Below are 17,488 nucleotides of genomic sequence, written 5' to 3' on the forward strand. Positions count from 1 at the left end.
TCTTTTTCTTTATGACTTTAAATGTTGATAACTTTTTTGCTCCAGGCGCCTGGAGCTTTTTTATTACTTTAAATTTTCCGGATTTAATGCTTCAAGTTCACTAATGACAAATCGCCCGTCTTTTCGGATTAATACCTCATCAAAGTAGATTTCACCGCCGCCATAGTCAGGGCGCTGGATGTTGACCATATCCCAATGAATATTGGATTTATTGCCATTATAAGCTTCGTCATAGCACTGTCCAGGTGTGAAGTGGAAGCTTCCGTCAATTTTTTCATCGAACAGAATATCCTGCATTGGATGAAGAATGTATGGGTTAACCCCGATAGCGAATTCACCAATATAGCGCGCACCCTCATCAGTATCAAAGATTTTATTGATGCGTTCGCTATCATTGGCTTCCGCTTCAACAATTTTCCCGTCTTTAAATGTCAGTTTTACATTTTCAAATGTAAAACCATGGTATGGAGATGGAGTGTTATAGGTGATGACGCCGTTGACAGACTCACGTACAGGGGCAGTATAGACCTCTCCATCAGGGATATTCATTTGACCTGAGCATTTTATTGCCGGAATATCCTTAATCGAGAAGGATAGATCTGTTCCAGGGCCAGTTATTCTGACTTTATCGGTTTTATTCATTAATTCCACAAGGCTGTCCATTGCTTTGTCCATTTTGCCGTAATCCAAATTGCAGACATCAAAATAGAAATCTTCAAATGCTTCTGTACTCATTTTAGCCAGCTGGGCCATGGAAGCATTAGGGTAACGCAAAACCACCCATTTCGTTTTTGGCACGCGGATTTCTCTATGCACTCTTTGTCCGATGGTTGATCCATGGATTTTCATTTTATCATCCGGCACATCAGCCTGCTCGTTGATGTTGTCTCCGGAGCGCAGTCCTATGTATGCATCCATTTTGCTCATAACATTTGCTTCAAACTCAGCCATCAAATTGAATTGCTCTTCCTGTGCCCCTAAAAGCAGGGAGCGATCAACCTGATGATCCTTTAAGGAAACAAAAGGGTATCCTCCAGCTGCATATGCTTCCTTAACCAGCGCGGTCACTAATTCCTTCTGCAGTCCGAAATTTTCAATAAGGACCTTCTCTCCTTTCTGGAGTCTGACTGAATAGTTAATCAAATTTTTTGCCAGTTTTGCAATACGGGGATCTTTCATGGATAAATACCTCCAGTAAATTTATTTTTCCGACAACTATTATTGTACCCGAAATGATAGGTTTTGTTTAACCTTTTCCAGTTGTGCTAAAATTTACTTTAACTGATGAAAATACCTGTTAGAGAAGGAATTTCGACTTCACAAGTGGAATCTATTAATGTACTCCTGGTTTAGAGGCAGTGCATCTGGGTAAAAAGATATTATACAGACAACCGGAGGTGTAAGAATTGGAAATTATTTTATACTTAAGTGTAGCAGTAATTGCTATAGCATTTCTTGTTTTGGTCATATATCTGGCGAAAACGTTAAAATCCTTACAAGGGACATTAGATAACGTATCAAACACATTGGCAGGCCTTGAAAGGCAACTAGATGGTGTCACGAAGGAAACCACTGTCCTGCTGCATAAAACCAATTCACTGGCTACAGATATTCAGCAGAAATCTGAAAACCTGAACAGTGTCGTGACTGCGGTAAAAGAAGTTGGTGACTCTGTCCGCAAATTTAATGGATCCATTCAGAAAATCACATCTTCTGTAAACACACAGCTTGAACAGAATAAAGATAAAATCTCACAGGTGGTACAGTGGAGCAATGTTCTCCTTGAAATCAAGGATAAATGGAAAATGAGAAAAGAAGACCCTTATCAGTACAACGTCAGCGAGAAACAGATGCTTCCGCCTGAACGCCAGAGAGAAAGAGCAAGATACTAGATTTAAAGGAGGAAAAAGGAGAATGAATAGTCAAGACCGCACTCAATTTGATTCAAATCAGGCGAAAACAGATGAAAATATCAATACGAAAGATTTCATGATTGGTGCCTTAATCGGAGGCATGGTTGGCGCAGCAACCGCTCTGTTCCTGGCTCCTAAATCAGGCAAAGAGCTTCAGAGTGATTTAAGCGAAAAGGCTGCCCTATTAAAAGAGAAGTCAGGACAGTACCGTGAAACAGCTATGACAAAAGGTACCGAACTGGCTAATGCTGCAAAAGAAAAAACAAATGTGCTGACTCAAACGGTGACAAAGCAATCCAATGAACTCGTTAATAAAGTAAAAAGCTTGAAAGAAGCTCAAAATGGACAAGCTGGTGCAAACGGGACATCCGAAGAAAATGGAGAGGCCATCAATAACGAGACATTCCAGGCAGAAGGGAACGCTCCAGTAAATGATGCAGAAATCCAAATGAAGCTGGAAGAGACGAAAAAAGCTTTTGACGAAACCGAGCAAAAGTATAATTAATTTTATTTGTTTAAGCAACGGTGAAGTGGTACGATTACTTCACCGTTATTTAATTTAAAGAGCGAGGCTTTGCCTGGCTTAGTTGGGGAGGCAAGAAAATGAAAAAATTTGATAGCCATGAATCATTTGATCAAGCAGTAGAATCAGGAGAGCAGCTGCTGGTTTTAAAACACAGTTCCACTTGTCCGGTGAGCGGCGCAGCGTTTGAAGAATATGAAAGCTTTGTAAAAGAGCATCAAGATGTAAATGCTTATTACTTAGTTGTTCAGGATGATCGTCCCTTGTCAAATCACATTGCAGAAGCTTTTCATATCAAACATGAGTCTCCTCAGGCCATTCTATTTAATAATGGAGATGTTGCCTGGCATGCATCACATTGGAAGATTACATATGATTCCCTGGTGAATGCTGTGAAGGAAAACAGATAAAACCCATCCAATCGGATGGGTTTTTGCTATCAAACAAGAAAATATATATTTATTAAACGTCGATAACTGTCTAACACTAGCAGCCTGCCCCCGCTTTTCTTATATATACTTCACATTTGAATTTTTATTATTTATGGCAGGCCACACGATTTTGAGATGATCACCAGGCTCTATAGGTTCATGAAAAGATGCCTTTTCCCCATTTTTCAAGAGAACGAAGCTTCCGGAAGATGCTGCAGGCATATCTACACTAACATGGCTGAAGATATCCTGAAAAATAAAAGGAGACATTGGTTTTTTCACGAGTGTTATCGCATCTCCAGCATGAATCGCATCATCTTCATTGAGGACAGCTCCTTCCCTCTGAAATTCAAGTATCCCTCTTGAAAGCTCTAATTTCTTACCGTTAAACATGACCGGGATCCTCTGCTGTAGTACCAGCTGCTTTATATCTGCTAATTCCTTTACTGATAGTGTGCCTCTTTTTTCAATTCGGAGATTGTCACCATCGTCTACTATGCTATGATAATTCGCCTCAAGGCCGTTTTTAAAAAGCTTTCCGGTATGGCGGGGGAGGAATGTCTCTTTTTCATTAATGCTGATTCTAAAAGGCGTAAGCTCGCTTAATAAATCGTTTAGGTTCAAGTTTCCTAAGACTTCTTCAAATGTTTCCGGAATTCTGCACTCTACCTTATCCCGATCAGCAATGATCTGTTCAAGCGAGGCAGCTTTTTCATTACAGGTAATAACAGGGTGGATTGTGTACTGCTTTTCGTTAATAGTAATAGACTTTTCAGGAACTTCATCAATCAAATCTTTTATGCGGACTTCAGCAGGCAATCCGTCACGTCCTCTTGAAACAGTGATGATATCCCCTGATTTGATTTCTTCATCCAAAGCACTTGTAAGGCTGTTGCGTATGATGACAGGAGCTTCTCCATGACTTCCTGGAATCGTAACGCTTTGCCCGTTTAGTTTGACTATCATGGCGAGTCCGGGCTTACCGTAAAGCTTATTCATTTTAATGCCTGCTGCCAGGAGACAATCCCCAACTGTCAGGTTCTTGACCTCGAATAGCCTGACAGGCTGATCGTTGACGTAAACTGTACAATATTGGACTGGGGCTTTTTTAGCAGCGATGGCTATTCCTATTGGGGTGACAAGTTCAGGGCCTTTGTATGTAAAATCCGGTAAATTCAGCCCGCTTATTGCGTCAATTCCCCTTATTGCGACTCTATTCGCTGGAAGGCCCAGTCTTTGCGCTATTCTTTCAGGAAGTCCAGGTGTTAAGCTCCCGCCCCCTACCAGCATGACGGCTTTGGGCGGCCTATTATTCAGCTGCAGAATTTCATCGCAGATGGAATTTGTCAATCGTTCTAGCGCAGGAGAAATTTTTTCAATTGTCTCTTCCCTGCTGACTTCTGTCTGGAAGCCGAGAATATCCGTGACAGTAATTGTATCCGATACATGCAAATCTCTCTTTGCCTTTTCGGCTAAAGGAAAGTCCAGGAGAAACTGGTCACTGATTGCTTCAGTTATCTCATCTCCTGCTACAGGCACCATTCCGTAAGCTGTAACTGTGCCCATATCTGTAATGGCAATATCGGACGTTCCGGCACCGATATCAACAAGAGCAACATTCAGCCTTCTCATCGAAGGAGGAATCAGCACATTAATAGCTGCGATTGGCTCAAGTGTCAAAGCTTCCATTTCCAGGCCAGCCCTTTGTAGAGCTGAGATTAGTGACTCCACTACAACCTTGGGCAGGAACGTAGCAATGATTTCAACGGATGCTTCATCCCCCTGCTGATCAATTAGACTGCCGATTTCTTCTTTATCAAGACGATAGTATAAAACGGAATATCCAACACAATAGTAATAATAGCTTTTCTCAGTTTCATGTTTTTCTGCAACCATTGCCTGTGCCTGCTGAACTGCACTTAATTCAAGGTGAAGTATATCCTGCTTTTGCATCATCGGTTTTCCTTTAATACAGATAACTGTTTCAGATCTTTCTGTTTTTAAAGCCCTGCCTGCCGCTGCAACGCACACCTTTTTTAATGGGCCGTGTTTTGCTTCTAGTTCATCCCTGATTTCTGCTATAATTTTTGATACAGCCAGTACATCATGGATCTGTCCGTCGAGCATGGCCCTTTCTGCATGCTCCTTAATCACGATGTCTTTCACATGATATTGCCCGCCGTTTTCTTCGAGAATAATTCCGACCACCGTGCGGGTGCCGATATCCAGTGCAAAAAGCTTTTTTTGTTCGTCCAAAGCAGTACACCTTCTTTGTAAATGTCATAAAATGCATAAATAAAGCCCTGAAGCCGCTTTATCACTTAAAAGCGTTTAATTAATAAAGAAATATTTCGTGACATGTCTGAATAATTCATATATAATAACCCTAATTATAAAAAATGTATCACATATCCAGAGGCCGTAAAAGAGAAAGATGGAAATGTTTAACGCTGTGCACATTTAGATGCACGTTTTGTGCATTATCCTGAAACCAACACGGCTTAAATTCAGATTTGAAAGGAAGGGACAGGAAATGAGCAATAAAGAGCTAGATAAACTTCGTGATCGAGTGGATGAGCTGAATCTCCAGCTTTTATCTTTGATCAATGAAAGAGCAGAACTTGTTCAGGAAATCGGAAGAGTAAAGGAAACACAAGGGGTTTATCGTTATGATCCTGTCCGGGAACGCAAGATGCTGGACTTGATAAAAGAGCATAATGACGGTCCTTTTGAAAATTCAACAATTGAGCATATGTTCAAGGAAATTTTTAAAGCAGGTCTTGAACTTCAAAAAGATGATCATAGAAAGGCGCTTCTTGTTTCACGCAAAAAGAAGCCTGAAAATACGATTGTAGACTTAAAGGGTGAAAAAGTAGGGGATGGCAATCCTCATCTTGTTTTTGGCCCTTGCGCAGTTGAATCTTATGAGCAGGTGGCAACTGTTGCTGAAGCTGTAAAAGCAAAAGGACTTAAGCTCCTTCGCGGAGGCGCATATAAACCAAGAACATCACCGTATGATTTCCAGGGGCTTGGCCTTGAAGGTTTAAAAATCTTAAAAAGAGTGGCAGATGAATACGATCTGGCTGTTATTTCTGAAATCGTAAGCCCTAATGATATTGAAACGGCTGTAAATTATATTGATGTCATTCAAATCGGGGCAAGAAACATGCAAAACTTCGAGCTATTAAAAGCAGCGGGGGCTGTAAACAAACCAGTTCTTTTAAAGCGCGGGATTGCAGCTACAATTGAAGAATTCATCAATGCAGCGGAATATATCATGTCCCAGGGGAATGGACAGATTATTCTATGTGAGCGCGGAATCCGCACATACGAACGTGCTACACGCAATACATTGGACATTTCGGCTGTGCCTATTCTTAAGCAGGAAACACATTTGCCAGTACTGGTTGACGTTACGCATTCAACAGGCCGCAGAGATTTGCTTCTTCCAGCAGCAAAAGCTGCGCTGGCAATCGGCGCAGATGGTGTAATGGCAGAAGTTCATCCAGACCCGGCCGTTGCCCTATCAGATTCAGCGCAGCAAATGGACTTGAATCAATTTGATCAATTTATGGCTGAACTTCAATCTTCAGCATTGCTGAAAGTGTAGCCATCTAAATATGGAGAGCCTTCTGCTGGTAGCAGGAGGCTCTTTTTTTTGCATTTAAAGTGGAAATTTAAGTTTTTTTCAAAAATACAAGCCTTGACATTGCGGCAATTCCTGGACTGTCGTATGATTAAATACATAATTGTACATGTGTAACCACTCACAAATTAGGATAAAAAATGAGTAGGTTACGTCGTGTTGCTGTAAAATATAAAGTAATTGAAGCGACCGCTATTTAAAGAAGGAGTGTAAGTAATGAATGTAACAATATACGATGTAGCAAGAGAAGCGAATGTATCAATGGCAACGGTTTCTCGTGTTGTAAATGGCAACCCGAATGTTAAGCCTGCAACAAGAAAAAAAGTAATGGAAGTAATTGACCGGCTTGGGTACCGCCCCAACGCGGTTGCAAGAGGATTGGCAAGCAAAAAAACGACGACAGTCGGTGTAATCATTCCCGATATCTCCAGCACCTTTTTTGCAGAACTGGCAAGGGGCATAGAGGATATTGCGACAATGTATAAATACAATATCATTCTCAGCAACTCCGACCAAAATATTGAAAAAGAACTGCACTTGCTCAATACTATGCTCGGGAAACAGGTGGATGGAATAGTCTTCATGGGCGGCAATATTACCTCCGAGCATGTTGAAGAGTTTGAAAAGTCACCGGTTCCGATCGTACTGGCTGGCTCTATTGAAGAAACAGGCAAAATCCCATCTGTAAATATTAATTATGAACAGGCAGCATTTGATGTGACTAAGTCATTTATTGAAAAAGGCCATAAAGATGCAGCTATCGTGGTGGGACCTCTCCGCGAGCCGATTAATCAGGAAAAAAAGCTTGCAGGCTATAAGCGGGCTTTGGAAGAAGCTGAGGTGGCCTTCCGCGATGAATTGGTGGTTGAAGGAGATTATACTTACGATTCAGGTATAGAAGCCTTTGAAAAGCTGCTTGAGGCAGATCCGCGTCCAACAGCTATTTTTGCAGGATCTGATGAAATGGCATTGGGAATTGTCCACGGGGCGGAGGATAAAGGGTATAATATCCCGAAAGACTTTGAGGTCATCAGCTCTGACAATACAAGATTGGCATTAATGGTCCGTCCTCAGCTGACATCAGTCGTTCAGCCATTGTATGATATTGGTGCAGTTGCCATGAGATTGCTTACGAAACTTATGAATAAAGAATCAGTCGATGAGCAAATTGTTGTACTCCCTCACCGAATTGAAGAACGAAGCTCAACAAAGTAATGAATTTGCCGATATAACAGAAAAGCGGAAGCTCCTCGACCAGCCCCGACCAGCGCTGGAGGTCCAGAAGTTGAAGTCGTTCTTTGACTTCAGCATCTGGACCGAAGTGACTAGGGGGCTAGGCGCTGCAGCTGGACAAAAGAGAAGAAAGAGAAGCGCCTTAATTAAAAGGCGTTTCTTTCTGCCAATTTTAAGCTATCGTACCTGTTTTAGAGCACATAAATAATAAACCATTAGACAAAGGCAATTCGCAATGGATCAGGGAGAGAGAGTATGAGAAAGGTTGATATGTTAACACCGGCTGGATTAATGGTGGGGCTTGCTATGCTGATTTTTGGAATCATGTGGAATGGAGGAGCTGATGGTTTTTTATCCTTTGTTGACCCTTCTTCAATTCTTATTGTTCTGGGCGGTTTAATAGCCGGGCTGCTTGTAAGTTTTCCTTTAAAAGATATCAGGCATATGGCCACCGTTTTTAAGCAGGTTTTTTCCAGTGAAGAGCAAAGCGTTGGCGAGCTGATTGGAATTTTTGTCAAACTCTCTGAGCGTGCCCGGCGTGAAGGGCTGTTATCGCTTGAGGCTGAAATCGGGAAGGTGGAAGATCCATTCATTCAGAAAGGCGTATACCTGGCTGTGGATGGTATAGAGCCAGATGTCATTACTGACATTATGAATGCCGAAATTATGGCGATGGAAGAGAGGCACAGAAAAGGAAGAAGCATTCTCGAAAGAGCCGGGGAATACGCTCCGGCATGGGGAATGATAGGGACCCTGATCGGACTGGTTCTGATGCTGAAAAATTTGAATGATCCTTCCACACTTGGGCCCAATATGGCTCTTGCCTTACTGACTACTTTATATGGATCCCTGCTGGCCAATCTGATTTTTCTGCCGATGGCAGCGAAGCTGGCTTTAAAGACAGAGAAGGAAGTTTTTTTGAAGCAGATTATTATTGAAGGGGTTATCGGTGTTCAATCCGGGCAGAATCCGAGAATATTGGAAGAAAAGCTGAGCGCCTTTTTATCCTCAGAAGAACGGAGAGATTTGGATAAAGCTGTAAATGAGGGGGAGGCACTGGATAATGAAGCCTAGGAGAAGATCTCCGGAGCCTCCAAAAGGCTCCCCAAGATGGATGGTGACTTTCTCCGATCTCGTCACACTGATATTGGTATTTTTTATTCTGCTGTTTTCGATGTCCCAGATTGATTTAATGAAGTTTCAGGCATTATCCGATTCTTTCCGGGACAGACAGGTGCTGGATTTTCAGCCGTCTATCATTCCTGCAGAGAACCCGGAACAAAATGAAGAAATAAAGGAAAATGAGGACAGCGGGCAATCAGATTCGCTTGATGAGCTTCTGATGGAGATCCAGTCGTTTTTGGATGAGAATGGCTTAGAAAAAGTGATTGTGGCGAACAGGACGGAACGGGGGGGCGTTCTCGTTCTGCAGGAACAGGTTTTATTTGAATCCGGAGATGCCAGTCTGATAGACAGTTCATACTCTTTCCTGGATAAAGTAGGAACCCTTTTAGCAAACATGCCAAACCTTGTGAAGGTGGAGGGACATACTGATGACCGGCCCATAACTACTTACAGATATCCGTCCAATTGGGAGTTATCTGCTGCCAGGGCTAGTACTGTAATCAGATATCTAACAGAAAAGCATAATCTTGAAAGTCATAGGTTTATGGCTGTGGGCTATGGGGAAACCCGTCCTATCGTCCCTAATTCCGGACCGGAGAATTGGGAGAAAAACAGGCGTGTTGAAATCATTATTTCTGATCCGAAATTTAATGAAGATAACAATATTCATAATTGATAACAGGTCTGGCAATAGTCAGACCTGTTTATTTACATATGCAGAAATGAACAGCGGCCGGTAAAATGTTCCCGGCCGCTGTTCTTATAAAGATTCTGTCATTGTTCTGTTTCGGATCGGATAAAGAACTTTGTCCACTGTCCGGGCATTTTTTTCAGTTATTTCGCTCTTACGGGGGATAGGCTCATATAAATCAGCAGGATCATCCCATTCCAGGGGAAGAGGCACAGGTGCGTGTTCTTTCCACTTGTTTATCCATTCCGCCGGTATATTGCCGTAACAATTAGAGTTTTCAGTCATTTCGAGCCATATCATGGCCCATGCCCGGGGAACAACCCTCCAAATATCATAACCTCCGCCGCCGACGGCAATCCATTTCCCGTCACAATATTCATGGGCAATTTCATGGGCCAGTTTCGGAATTTCCCTATAAATCTTTATAGTAGATGACAAATGGGTAAGAGGATCAAGATAATGGGCATCAGCACCATTTTGCGTCAGGATCACATCCGGTTTGAAAAATTCTGCAACCTCCCGAAAAGCTGTACGGTATGCGTGAAGCCAGGAATCGTCTTCAGTAAATGCATCCACGGGAATATTAAAAGAGAATCCATATCCTTTCCCTTGTCCTCGTTCATTTACATTTCCGGTTCCGGGGAAAAGGTATCTGCCAGTTTCATGAATAGATAAGGTGCATACATCCGGGTCATCATAAAATGACCATTGGACACCATCACCATGATGGGCATCTGTATCCACATACAGAATACGGGCTTTATACTTTTCCTGTATATATTTTATGGCTACGGAGCTATCGTTGTAGATGCAAAATCCAGAAGCTTTTCCCCGAAACCCGTGATGAAGGCCGCCGCCAAGGTGAAGTGCGTGCTTAGCAAGTCCGCTCATGACTGCATCAACGGCTGCCAGAGTGCCTCCTACTAAAAGGGAGCTTGCTTCGTGCATGTTTTGAAAAATAGGTGTGTCCTCTGTTCCAAGACCATAGTTTTCGCAGATATCCTCAGGCAGGTTTCCTTTGCCGGCGAGCTTGACAGCATTCACATAACTAGGATCATGAATCAAGTGTAGCTCTTCATCGGAAGCCTTGCGCGGAGGAATAATATGACATTCTTCAATGGCATTGATGTTTTTGAGCAAATCGAGTGTCAGTTTCAGCCTTATCTGATTAAAAGGATGATTTTTGCTGAATTTGTAGTTCAGCAGGTCTTCCGAAAAAACAAATAATGAATCATGTGTCATAGTGAAATCCCCGGCAGGCTGGGCCATAAAACATGATGGCCTGCTTTTTTCAAATCTTCTACTACAAGCGTAGGGTTCATTGTCTGTACCCTTATCACCAGTATTTTGTATTTATCATCCGTTTTGTCAGGGTAAACAAGGACACTCTGTATATTTGCTTTTCTTTTGCAGATGACTTCAGCGATTTCAAACAGCATGCCTGCCCTGTTTGGCACCTTTACTTCAATCTGCGAACCTGGCTGATGGGCTCCCGTCAATTGAACTAACGTATGAAGCAAATCGGTTTCTGTGACAATTCCGACCAGCTTATCATCGTTTAATATTGGCAGGCAGCCAATTCGCTGTTCATAAAAAACCGCAGCAATTTCTTCAGCAAAATCAAGAGGGTGTCCGGTAATGATATCTGTCTTCATAATCATTTTTAATGGTCTCTGCAGATCTTCCTTAAATAGTTCTGTATGAAAAATAGATGGAGTCGCATCACGGATGTCCCTATCTGTTACAAGTCCCTGCAATCTGCCCGCTTCATCTGTAATAGGCAAATGCCGTATTCTTTTTTCGTTCATAATTTTTATGGCGTCGGCAATGGTGTCTTCTTTTGACAAGGCCGTGACATCCGTTTTCATAATTTCTTCAACAATCACTTTAAATGCCTCCTTATAAATATATGGAGATACATTCATGCCGAAAAAATAGTGTGAATACAGGCATGAATTATGTATTGACGCTATTATTAAGATTTAATACATAAAGCGATTCATAAAGCGCAAGCGGTCAAATTGCTGCACTGAATCCTGATCCACTCTTTTTCCAATGCGGGCCATTAGGCAATTTGCGGGATGAGAACTGATTTCAGGGTCATCTGTGGCATACCATTCAAGACCACCGGCATTCATCATCTTTTCCATAACCTTCCTATATTCCCATACGTTCAGGCCAGTTCCTTTTAAATCCCAATGCCAATAATATTCAGTTGTTATAACAATATAGTCTTCCATTGCGTCATCCATCATGGATACTTTCAGCAGGTTCTTTCCTGTTCCTGAACCTCTGAAAGCCGGGATCACTTCTATTGCACCCAATTCTATTAAATTATCCATTTTTCCTTCCGACCAGCGCTCGAGAGGGTCTGGATACAAGTAAGTAACATAGCCGACAATGGTATGCCTGTCACGGGCCACTATAATTCTTCCCTCCGGCAATCCCGCAATTTCAACCAGGGCTTTATGCTGCTGAGCCGGAGGCCTGAAAGCAACAAGATCCTTGTGAAACTCATAATCTGCCAATTTTTCAGGTGAAATTGGCCCCTCAATGATTAATTTACCATTGGCTGTTTTTAATTCTTTTGCATTATAAGTTTTTTTATATTCCATTTATTCACCGCCATAGACATGATCAATGTAACTTCTATTATACATAAAAACACGGGGGATAAAGCGCTTTCACGCAATTTTCTGTGTAATTTAAATAAGTTTGTGACAATTTACCAGTTGGTTCATAAGTAATTTTTTCCCCGCTCCAAAATTTTAAAAATTGAGAAAATATAATGTTTATACTATAATAATATCAAATCTTAAATAAGGGGGATAATTATATGAAAGTGGAAGCGCTGCCAGTAACACAAGGGGACTTCAATTTAAAAAGCTATGATGAGCTGTATGAAAATTTTAACTGGGCTGATGCGGAAAAAGAATTTTCCTGGAAAGAAACCGGCCGCATGAATATGGCCTATGAGGCCATTGACCGACATGCGGAATCTTTCAGAAAAAATAAGGTTGCCCTTTATTATCGCGATGGACAGAGAAATGAGAAATATACATTCAAGGAAATGAAGGAACTATCCAATAAAGCGGGAAATGCATTAAAAGCATATGGCGATGTTGAAAAAGGAGACCGAGTTTTCATTTTTATGCCGCGTTCTCCTGAACTCTATTTTGCCGTATTGGGAGCAATTAAACTGGGAGCCATTGTAGGTCCTCTTTTTGAAGCATTTATGGAAGGGGCAGTCCGTGACAGGCTTGATGACAGTGAAGCAAAAGTTCTGATTACAACCCCTGAGCTTTTGGAACGTGTGCCTGTTGATCAGCTGCCTGCCTTAAAGCATGTTTTCCTTGTTGGGGAAAATATTGAGGAAACAGGCCCGTATGTGGACTTTAATAAAAGAATGGCTGAATCAAGCAGAAAGCTTCCAATTGAATGGGTTGACGGAAAAGATGGCCTTATTTTGCATTACACTTCCGGCTCTACAGGCAAGCCAAAGGGAGTTCTGCATGTACATAATGCAATGATTCAGCATTATCAGACCGCTAAATGGGTGCTGGACTTAAAAGAAGAAGATGTATATTGGTGCACTGCTGACCCTGGCTGGGTAACCGGTACTTCATATGGCATTTTCGGCCCGTGGCTGACAGGGACTTCAAACCTTATTGTCGGGGGCAGATTTAATCCGGAGACTTGGTATAAAATGATTGAGGAGTATGGCGTTTCGGTTTGGTATAGTGCTCCGACCGCTTTCCGTATGCTGATGGGGGCAGGTGATGAGGTTGTGAAAAAGTTTGATTTAAGCTCCCTTCGTCATGTCCTCAGTGTCGGTGAACCGCTAAATCCTGAAGTAGTCAGATGGGGAATGAAAGTATTCAATATGCGCATCCATGATACGTGGTGGATGACAGAAACAGGTGCACAGCTCATCTGCAACTATCCTTGCCTGGAGATTAAGCCGGGCTCCATGGGTAAGCCGATTCCTGGTGTTAAAGCTGCCATTGTCGATGACCAGGGAAATGAGCTGCCGCCAAACCGCATGGGGAACCTTGCAATTAAAAAAGGCTGGCCTTCCATGATGAATGCCATCTGGAATAACGAGCAAAAATATGAATCTTATTTTATGCCAGGTGACTGGTATGTTTCTGGAGATTCAGCATATATGGATGAAGATGGATATTTCTGGTTCCAGGGTCGTGTAGATGATGTGATCATGACATCTGGTGAACGCGTTGGGCCGTTTGAAGTGGAGAGCAAGCTCATCGAACACCCGGCTGTTGCAGAAGCTGGAGTTATCGGCAAGCCTGATCCTGTCCGAGGTGAAATAATAAAGGCATTTGTTGCTTTACGGGACGGACATGAACCTTCTGAAGAACTGGTGGAAGATATCCGTCAATTCGTTAAGAAAGGCCTTGCTGCCCACGCAGCCCCGCGTGAAATTGAATTCCGCGACAAACTTCCAAAAACACGGAGCGGCAAAATTATGCGCCGGGTGCTTAAAGCCTGGGAACTGGATCTGCCAACTGGCGATTTGTCTACAATGGAAGATTAATAGAGGAGACCGCTGCATAAATGAGCAGCGGTTTTTTGTTTAGCAAAGTATCTAGAATATATTTTGGGCGATTGTTATTTCTATAAAGAAAAAGCAGAATCCCAAGCCCTTTTTGGGCAAATGGGATTCTGCTTTTCTTTAATTAGTTTCTTCACCTTCATCAGGTTCTGATGGTTTATCAGCATCAGGCTTTTCCTCGGCTGGAGGAGGATCTTTAGGTTTCTCTTCTTTAGGTTTCTCTTCTTTCGGCTTCTCTTCTTTTGGCTTCTCTTCCTTCGGCTTTTCTTCTTTCGGTTTTTCTTCTTCCGTCTTTTGGCCGATTTTTACTACATTGGAAGAAGCAGACTCTTTGCCGGCAATGTCAACGGCTGTTACATGGATCGAGCCGCTTCCAGCCTTGTAGTTTAAGGAAGAGCCGGCTTTTATTGTAGCAACTTTTTTACCTCCGCTGTAAACGCGATAGCCAATGACATCTTTTTCAGGATGTGCTCCCCAAGTAATGGTTTGGCCAGAAGCTTTTATGCTTGGGGCCGCAGGTGCTTTGCCATTGTCTTTGAGCTGATCTGCACTTGTCAGAATACTCTTCCAGCGTTCTTTATTCGGAATAAGAGTACTTAGATTTGCTTTAATGCCGAATAGTTTTTGAATATAATCCGGATTCACTACCATTCCAGGTTCAGTAAACTCTTCTGGTGTTGAATCAAGTGCCATATATTTTTTATCGCCAATTCGTACAAGTTTTCCATTGCCAAGGCTATCGTCAACTTTTGTAGGAACAAATTTGGCATTGAATAAATCAGTCTCGACTAAGCCAGCTTTAGAGCATGCTTCTGAAGGAAGAAGGCCTGAAATGGCACAGAATGAACGTCTTACGATTCCGCCCGGCATTTTAAAGCTTTCACTCGGGTCAACAAGATCAGGTGCGACGTCATATGCTGCATTCATCAAATCTGCCCAGAGATAGTTATTGCGCAAACTATAGCTTAGCGGTCCAGGGGCTTTTAATGATTTAGGCGTATCATATCCTGACCATATGCCGAAAGTGACATTCGGATTGGATGCCACGAACCATGCATCTATGAATTCAGTACCAGTACCAGTTTTCCCTGCCCAGTCAGAACTGAACTTCAATCTGTTCTTAATCGATGTGGCAGTTCCGCTGTTAATAACGTCTCTCATCATATCGATTGTAAGGTACGCTGTCTGCGGACTGAATACATCTACAGGCTCAGATTTATTCTGGAATATAATGTTCCCGTCTTTATCTGTGATTTTCTCGATCATATAGGCGTCAATAAACTTTCCGCCGTTGGCAAATGTAGTAAAGGCATTCGTATTTTCTTCAACAGTTACCCCATATTCCAAAGAACCAATGGATGTAGACAAGTTTGTATAGTCAGGACCGATCAGAGAGGTAAAGCCCATTTTTTCCAGATAAGAGGCAGGCCGCTGTCCGACTATATCCTTATAAAGCTTTACAGCTGGGACATTGTATGAATGCTTAAGTGCTTGTCTGGCTGAAACGAGCCCGCTATAGGTATTCGTATAGTTCTTTGGCCAAGGCCTATTTAATCCTGGACTTAGATATAGCGGCACATCAGGCAGAATGGTGCCAGGTGCTGCTTTTCCAAGTTCCATTGCAGGAGCATAGACTAATAGCGGCTTCATGGTTGAACCATTTTGTCTTAGAGCGCTTGTAGCATGATTCAGCTGCTCGCGTTTGTGATCGCGTCCGCCGACAAAGCTGATGATTTTACCGGTTTTATTTTCAATTAAAATGGCTCCAACCTCTACGGGCTCCATGATTTGTTTATTTTCACCGGTTTCTGGGTCCTTAATCGTCTCAGGTTTGTCTGGCCCATAATAAGGGTAGTTATTTTTTACCTGCTGCATTTTATCATAAATATCTTTGTTGATCGTCGTATGGATCTGGAAGCCATTCTGGCGGATCGTCCGGTCTGCCAGAGTCCTGTATTCCTCTCGGAGCTCGTCATCTTCTTTTAAGTCCTGCTCTTCGTATCCATCATTTTTTGCGAGAATCTTAGTCATGATGTTTACTGCACGTTCTTCAATTTCATACGTCAAATATGGGTACTTTTCCAAAGGGCTTTCTGAAGGCGTAGTGAAATCCTTGGTCAGGTCGTAAGCCAAAGCTTCCTCATATTGCTTCTGGTCAATCTTTCCGTCGTCATACATTCTTTTCAGAACAGTTTTCATCCTGGAGAAACCTGGTTCCAGATTTTCTTTGACCGTTCCCTCCCTTGTAAAAGGAGTGTAGCCGAATGGACTCTGCGGCAGCCCTGCTATGAATGCAGCCTGGGGCAAGGTTAATTCTTTTGCACTCACCCCAAAAATGCCTTTGGCAGCTGCTTCAACTCCGGCAATATTACGTCCGGATGCATTTCTTCCAAAGGTAGATACATTCAGATATGCTTCCAATATCTCTTTTTTATCAAAGAATTTCTCCAATCGCAAAGCAAGCAGAATCTCTTTTGCTTTCCGCTCGAAAGAAACTTCATTCGTTAAGATTTGGTTCTTTATCAGCTGCTGTGTAAGTGTACTTCCGCCGGATTGAACAGATGAATTTGTTACTTCCTGGAACAGTGCGCGCATAATCGCTTTTGGCACCACTCCGTCATGCTCGTAGAAATATTCATCTTCAGTAGCTACAACTGCGTTAATTAAGTGTTCCGAAACATCATCAAGCTTAACTTCCTCACGTTCCAGGTCAGTCCGGAGCTTCCCTAAATAAACATTATCGGCAAAATAAATTTCCGATGTTTCTGCATAGTCATAAATATCTTTTTTCATGCTGGCATAAGATCGGATTGGCTCATCCTTTACCAGCGACGCGAAGTAACCTGCTCCAAGCCCCCCCGCAAATGAACCGCCAATGACAGCTAAAATGAGAAACAGCAAAGTAAGGTTCCAGACAACCTGGTAAGTAATGCTCGCACCTTTAGCTGCTTTTTTATTCCCGAAAAGGCCCGGAGTTTGCCTCAATTTATTAAATAACATCTGAAACTTTTCTTTCATCATATCAATCCCCCTAAAATCACATCTATTATAGCATATTGCGACATAGTAATATGACAAGGTTCGCCATTTATCTGAAATTTCCTTTTTTCGCACAGGCATTTGACATTTGGCTGATTTATATGATAAAAATGTTTTATCTTAGACGTTTAAATATTTTATAGGCATTGATGGGAACCCAGTAATGCTTCTATCCCTGTTTCAGAAAGCCGGCGTTCGCTGCGAGCCGGTACAAATAGAAGTATGAATTACCTCCCTGAGCTTTCACTGTCAACCTGCCCAGCAGTTATAGCAGTGGACGGATTATCCGTTATTCTGAAAGAGTGGAGGACAGC

At 42.3% G+C, this 17,488-nt stretch carries 14 protein-coding genes and 1 other annotated feature (1 of these 15 only partly in view); of the genes, 8 read left to right on the forward strand and 6 right to left on the reverse strand.

The features are described 5' to 3' along the window. Positions 1-63: 63 nt before the first annotated feature. Positions 64-1,179 carry an aminopeptidase gene (locus MKY20_RS08375; RefSeq protein WP_019383045.1) on the reverse strand — a complete coding sequence of 372 codons (1,116 nt, stop codon included), beginning with the start codon at positions 1,177-1,179 and terminating at the stop codon, positions 64-66. A 227-nt stretch (positions 1,180-1,406) separates the two neighbouring features. On the opposite strand from MKY20_RS08375, the gene MKY20_RS08380 reads away from it, so the two are divergent. From MKY20_RS08380 to ytxJ, 3 genes are all read left to right on the forward strand, one after another. Beyond that, positions 1,407-1,892, forward strand: coding sequence for a DUF948 domain-containing protein (locus tag MKY20_RS08380; RefSeq protein WP_009333331.1), 486 nt, complete (start codon positions 1,407-1,409; stop codon positions 1,890-1,892). A gap of 22 nt (positions 1,893-1,914) precedes the next feature. After that, a complete protein-coding gene (locus tag MKY20_RS08385; protein ID WP_019383046.1) occupies positions 1,915-2,418 on the forward strand; it encodes a YtxH domain-containing protein in 504 nt (167 codons plus the stop codon). Between the two features lie 98 nt (positions 2,419-2,516). After that, positions 2,517-2,846, forward strand: a complete 330-nt coding sequence (gene ytxJ, locus MKY20_RS08390) for a bacillithiol system redox-active protein YtxJ (RefSeq protein WP_009333329.1) — start codon at positions 2,517-2,519, stop codon at positions 2,844-2,846. 99 nt (positions 2,847-2,945) lie between these two features. On the opposite strand, the gene pilM is transcribed toward ytxJ, so the two are convergent. Beyond that, positions 2,946-5,123 (reverse strand): cell division protein FtsA, encoded by a 2,178-nt coding sequence (gene pilM, locus MKY20_RS08395; protein ID WP_019383047.1) that lies wholly within the window; start codon positions 5,121-5,123, stop codon positions 2,946-2,948. 277 nt (positions 5,124-5,400) lie between these two features. On the opposite strand from pilM, the gene MKY20_RS08400 reads away from it, so the two are divergent. From MKY20_RS08400 to motS, 4 genes are all read left to right on the forward strand, one after another. Next, on the forward strand, positions 5,401-6,477 hold the full coding sequence (locus MKY20_RS08400; RefSeq protein ID WP_009333327.1) for a bifunctional 3-deoxy-7-phosphoheptulonate synthase/chorismate mutase: 1,077 nt from the start codon (positions 5,401-5,403) through the stop codon (positions 6,475-6,477). Positions 6,478-6,729: 252 nt separating this feature from the next. Then, positions 6,730-7,728, forward strand: a complete 999-nt coding sequence (gene ccpA / locus MKY20_RS08405) for a catabolite control protein A (RefSeq protein WP_009333326.1) — start codon at positions 6,730-6,732, stop codon at positions 7,726-7,728. A 273-nt stretch (positions 7,729-8,001) separates the two neighbouring features. Continuing rightward, positions 8,002-8,820: a flagellar motor protein MotP gene (motP, locus tag MKY20_RS08410; protein ID WP_019383048.1), complete on the forward strand. Its 819-nt coding sequence runs from the start codon at positions 8,002-8,004 to the stop codon at positions 8,818-8,820. Further along, positions 8,810-9,547 (forward strand): flagellar motor protein MotS, encoded by a 738-nt coding sequence (gene motS / locus MKY20_RS08415; protein WP_341000870.1) that lies wholly within the window; start codon positions 8,810-8,812, stop codon positions 9,545-9,547. The genes motP and motS overlap by 11 nt, the downstream gene beginning before the upstream one ends. 84 nt (positions 9,548-9,631) lie before the next feature. Here motS and MKY20_RS08420 read toward each other — a convergent pair whose 3' ends face one another. From MKY20_RS08420 to MKY20_RS08430, 3 genes are all read right to left on the reverse strand, one after another. Continuing rightward, positions 9,632-10,804: an acetoin utilization protein AcuC gene (locus tag MKY20_RS08420; protein WP_251174714.1), complete on the reverse strand. Its 1,173-nt coding sequence runs from the start codon at positions 10,802-10,804 to the stop codon at positions 9,632-9,634. Continuing rightward, the gene (locus MKY20_RS08425; RefSeq protein ID WP_009333322.1) at positions 10,801-11,448 is read right to left on the reverse strand and encodes an acetoin utilization AcuB family protein; all 648 of its coding nucleotides are present in this window, start codon (positions 11,446-11,448) and stop codon (positions 10,801-10,803) included. The genes MKY20_RS08420 and MKY20_RS08425 overlap by 4 nt, the downstream gene beginning before the upstream one ends. Before the next feature lie 96 nt (positions 11,449-11,544). Next, on the reverse strand, positions 11,545-12,177 hold the full coding sequence (locus tag MKY20_RS08430) for a GNAT family N-acetyltransferase (protein WP_217032631.1): 633 nt from the start codon (positions 12,175-12,177) through the stop codon (positions 11,545-11,547). 221 nt (positions 12,178-12,398) lie between these two features. On the opposite strand from MKY20_RS08430, the gene acsA reads away from it, so the two are divergent. After that, the gene (gene acsA, locus MKY20_RS08435; RefSeq protein ID WP_009333320.1) at positions 12,399-14,117 is read left to right on the forward strand and encodes an acetate--CoA ligase; all 1,719 of its coding nucleotides are present in this window, start codon (positions 12,399-12,401) and stop codon (positions 14,115-14,117) included. Between the two features lie 138 nt (positions 14,118-14,255). Here the strand turns inward: acsA and MKY20_RS08440 are convergent, their stop codons facing one another. After that, a complete protein-coding gene (locus MKY20_RS08440; protein ID WP_251174715.1) occupies positions 14,256-17,156 on the reverse strand; it encodes a transglycosylase domain-containing protein in 2,901 nt (966 codons plus the stop codon). Between the two features lie 155 nt (positions 17,157-17,311). Then, positions 17,312-17,488, forward strand: a binding site (T-box leader); it runs 49 nt beyond the window's last position.

The organism is Cytobacillus sp. FSL W8-0315, from assembly GCF_038002905.1.
GTDB lineage: Bacteria > Bacillota > Bacilli > Bacillales > Cytobacillaceae > Cytobacillus > Cytobacillus pseudoceanisediminis.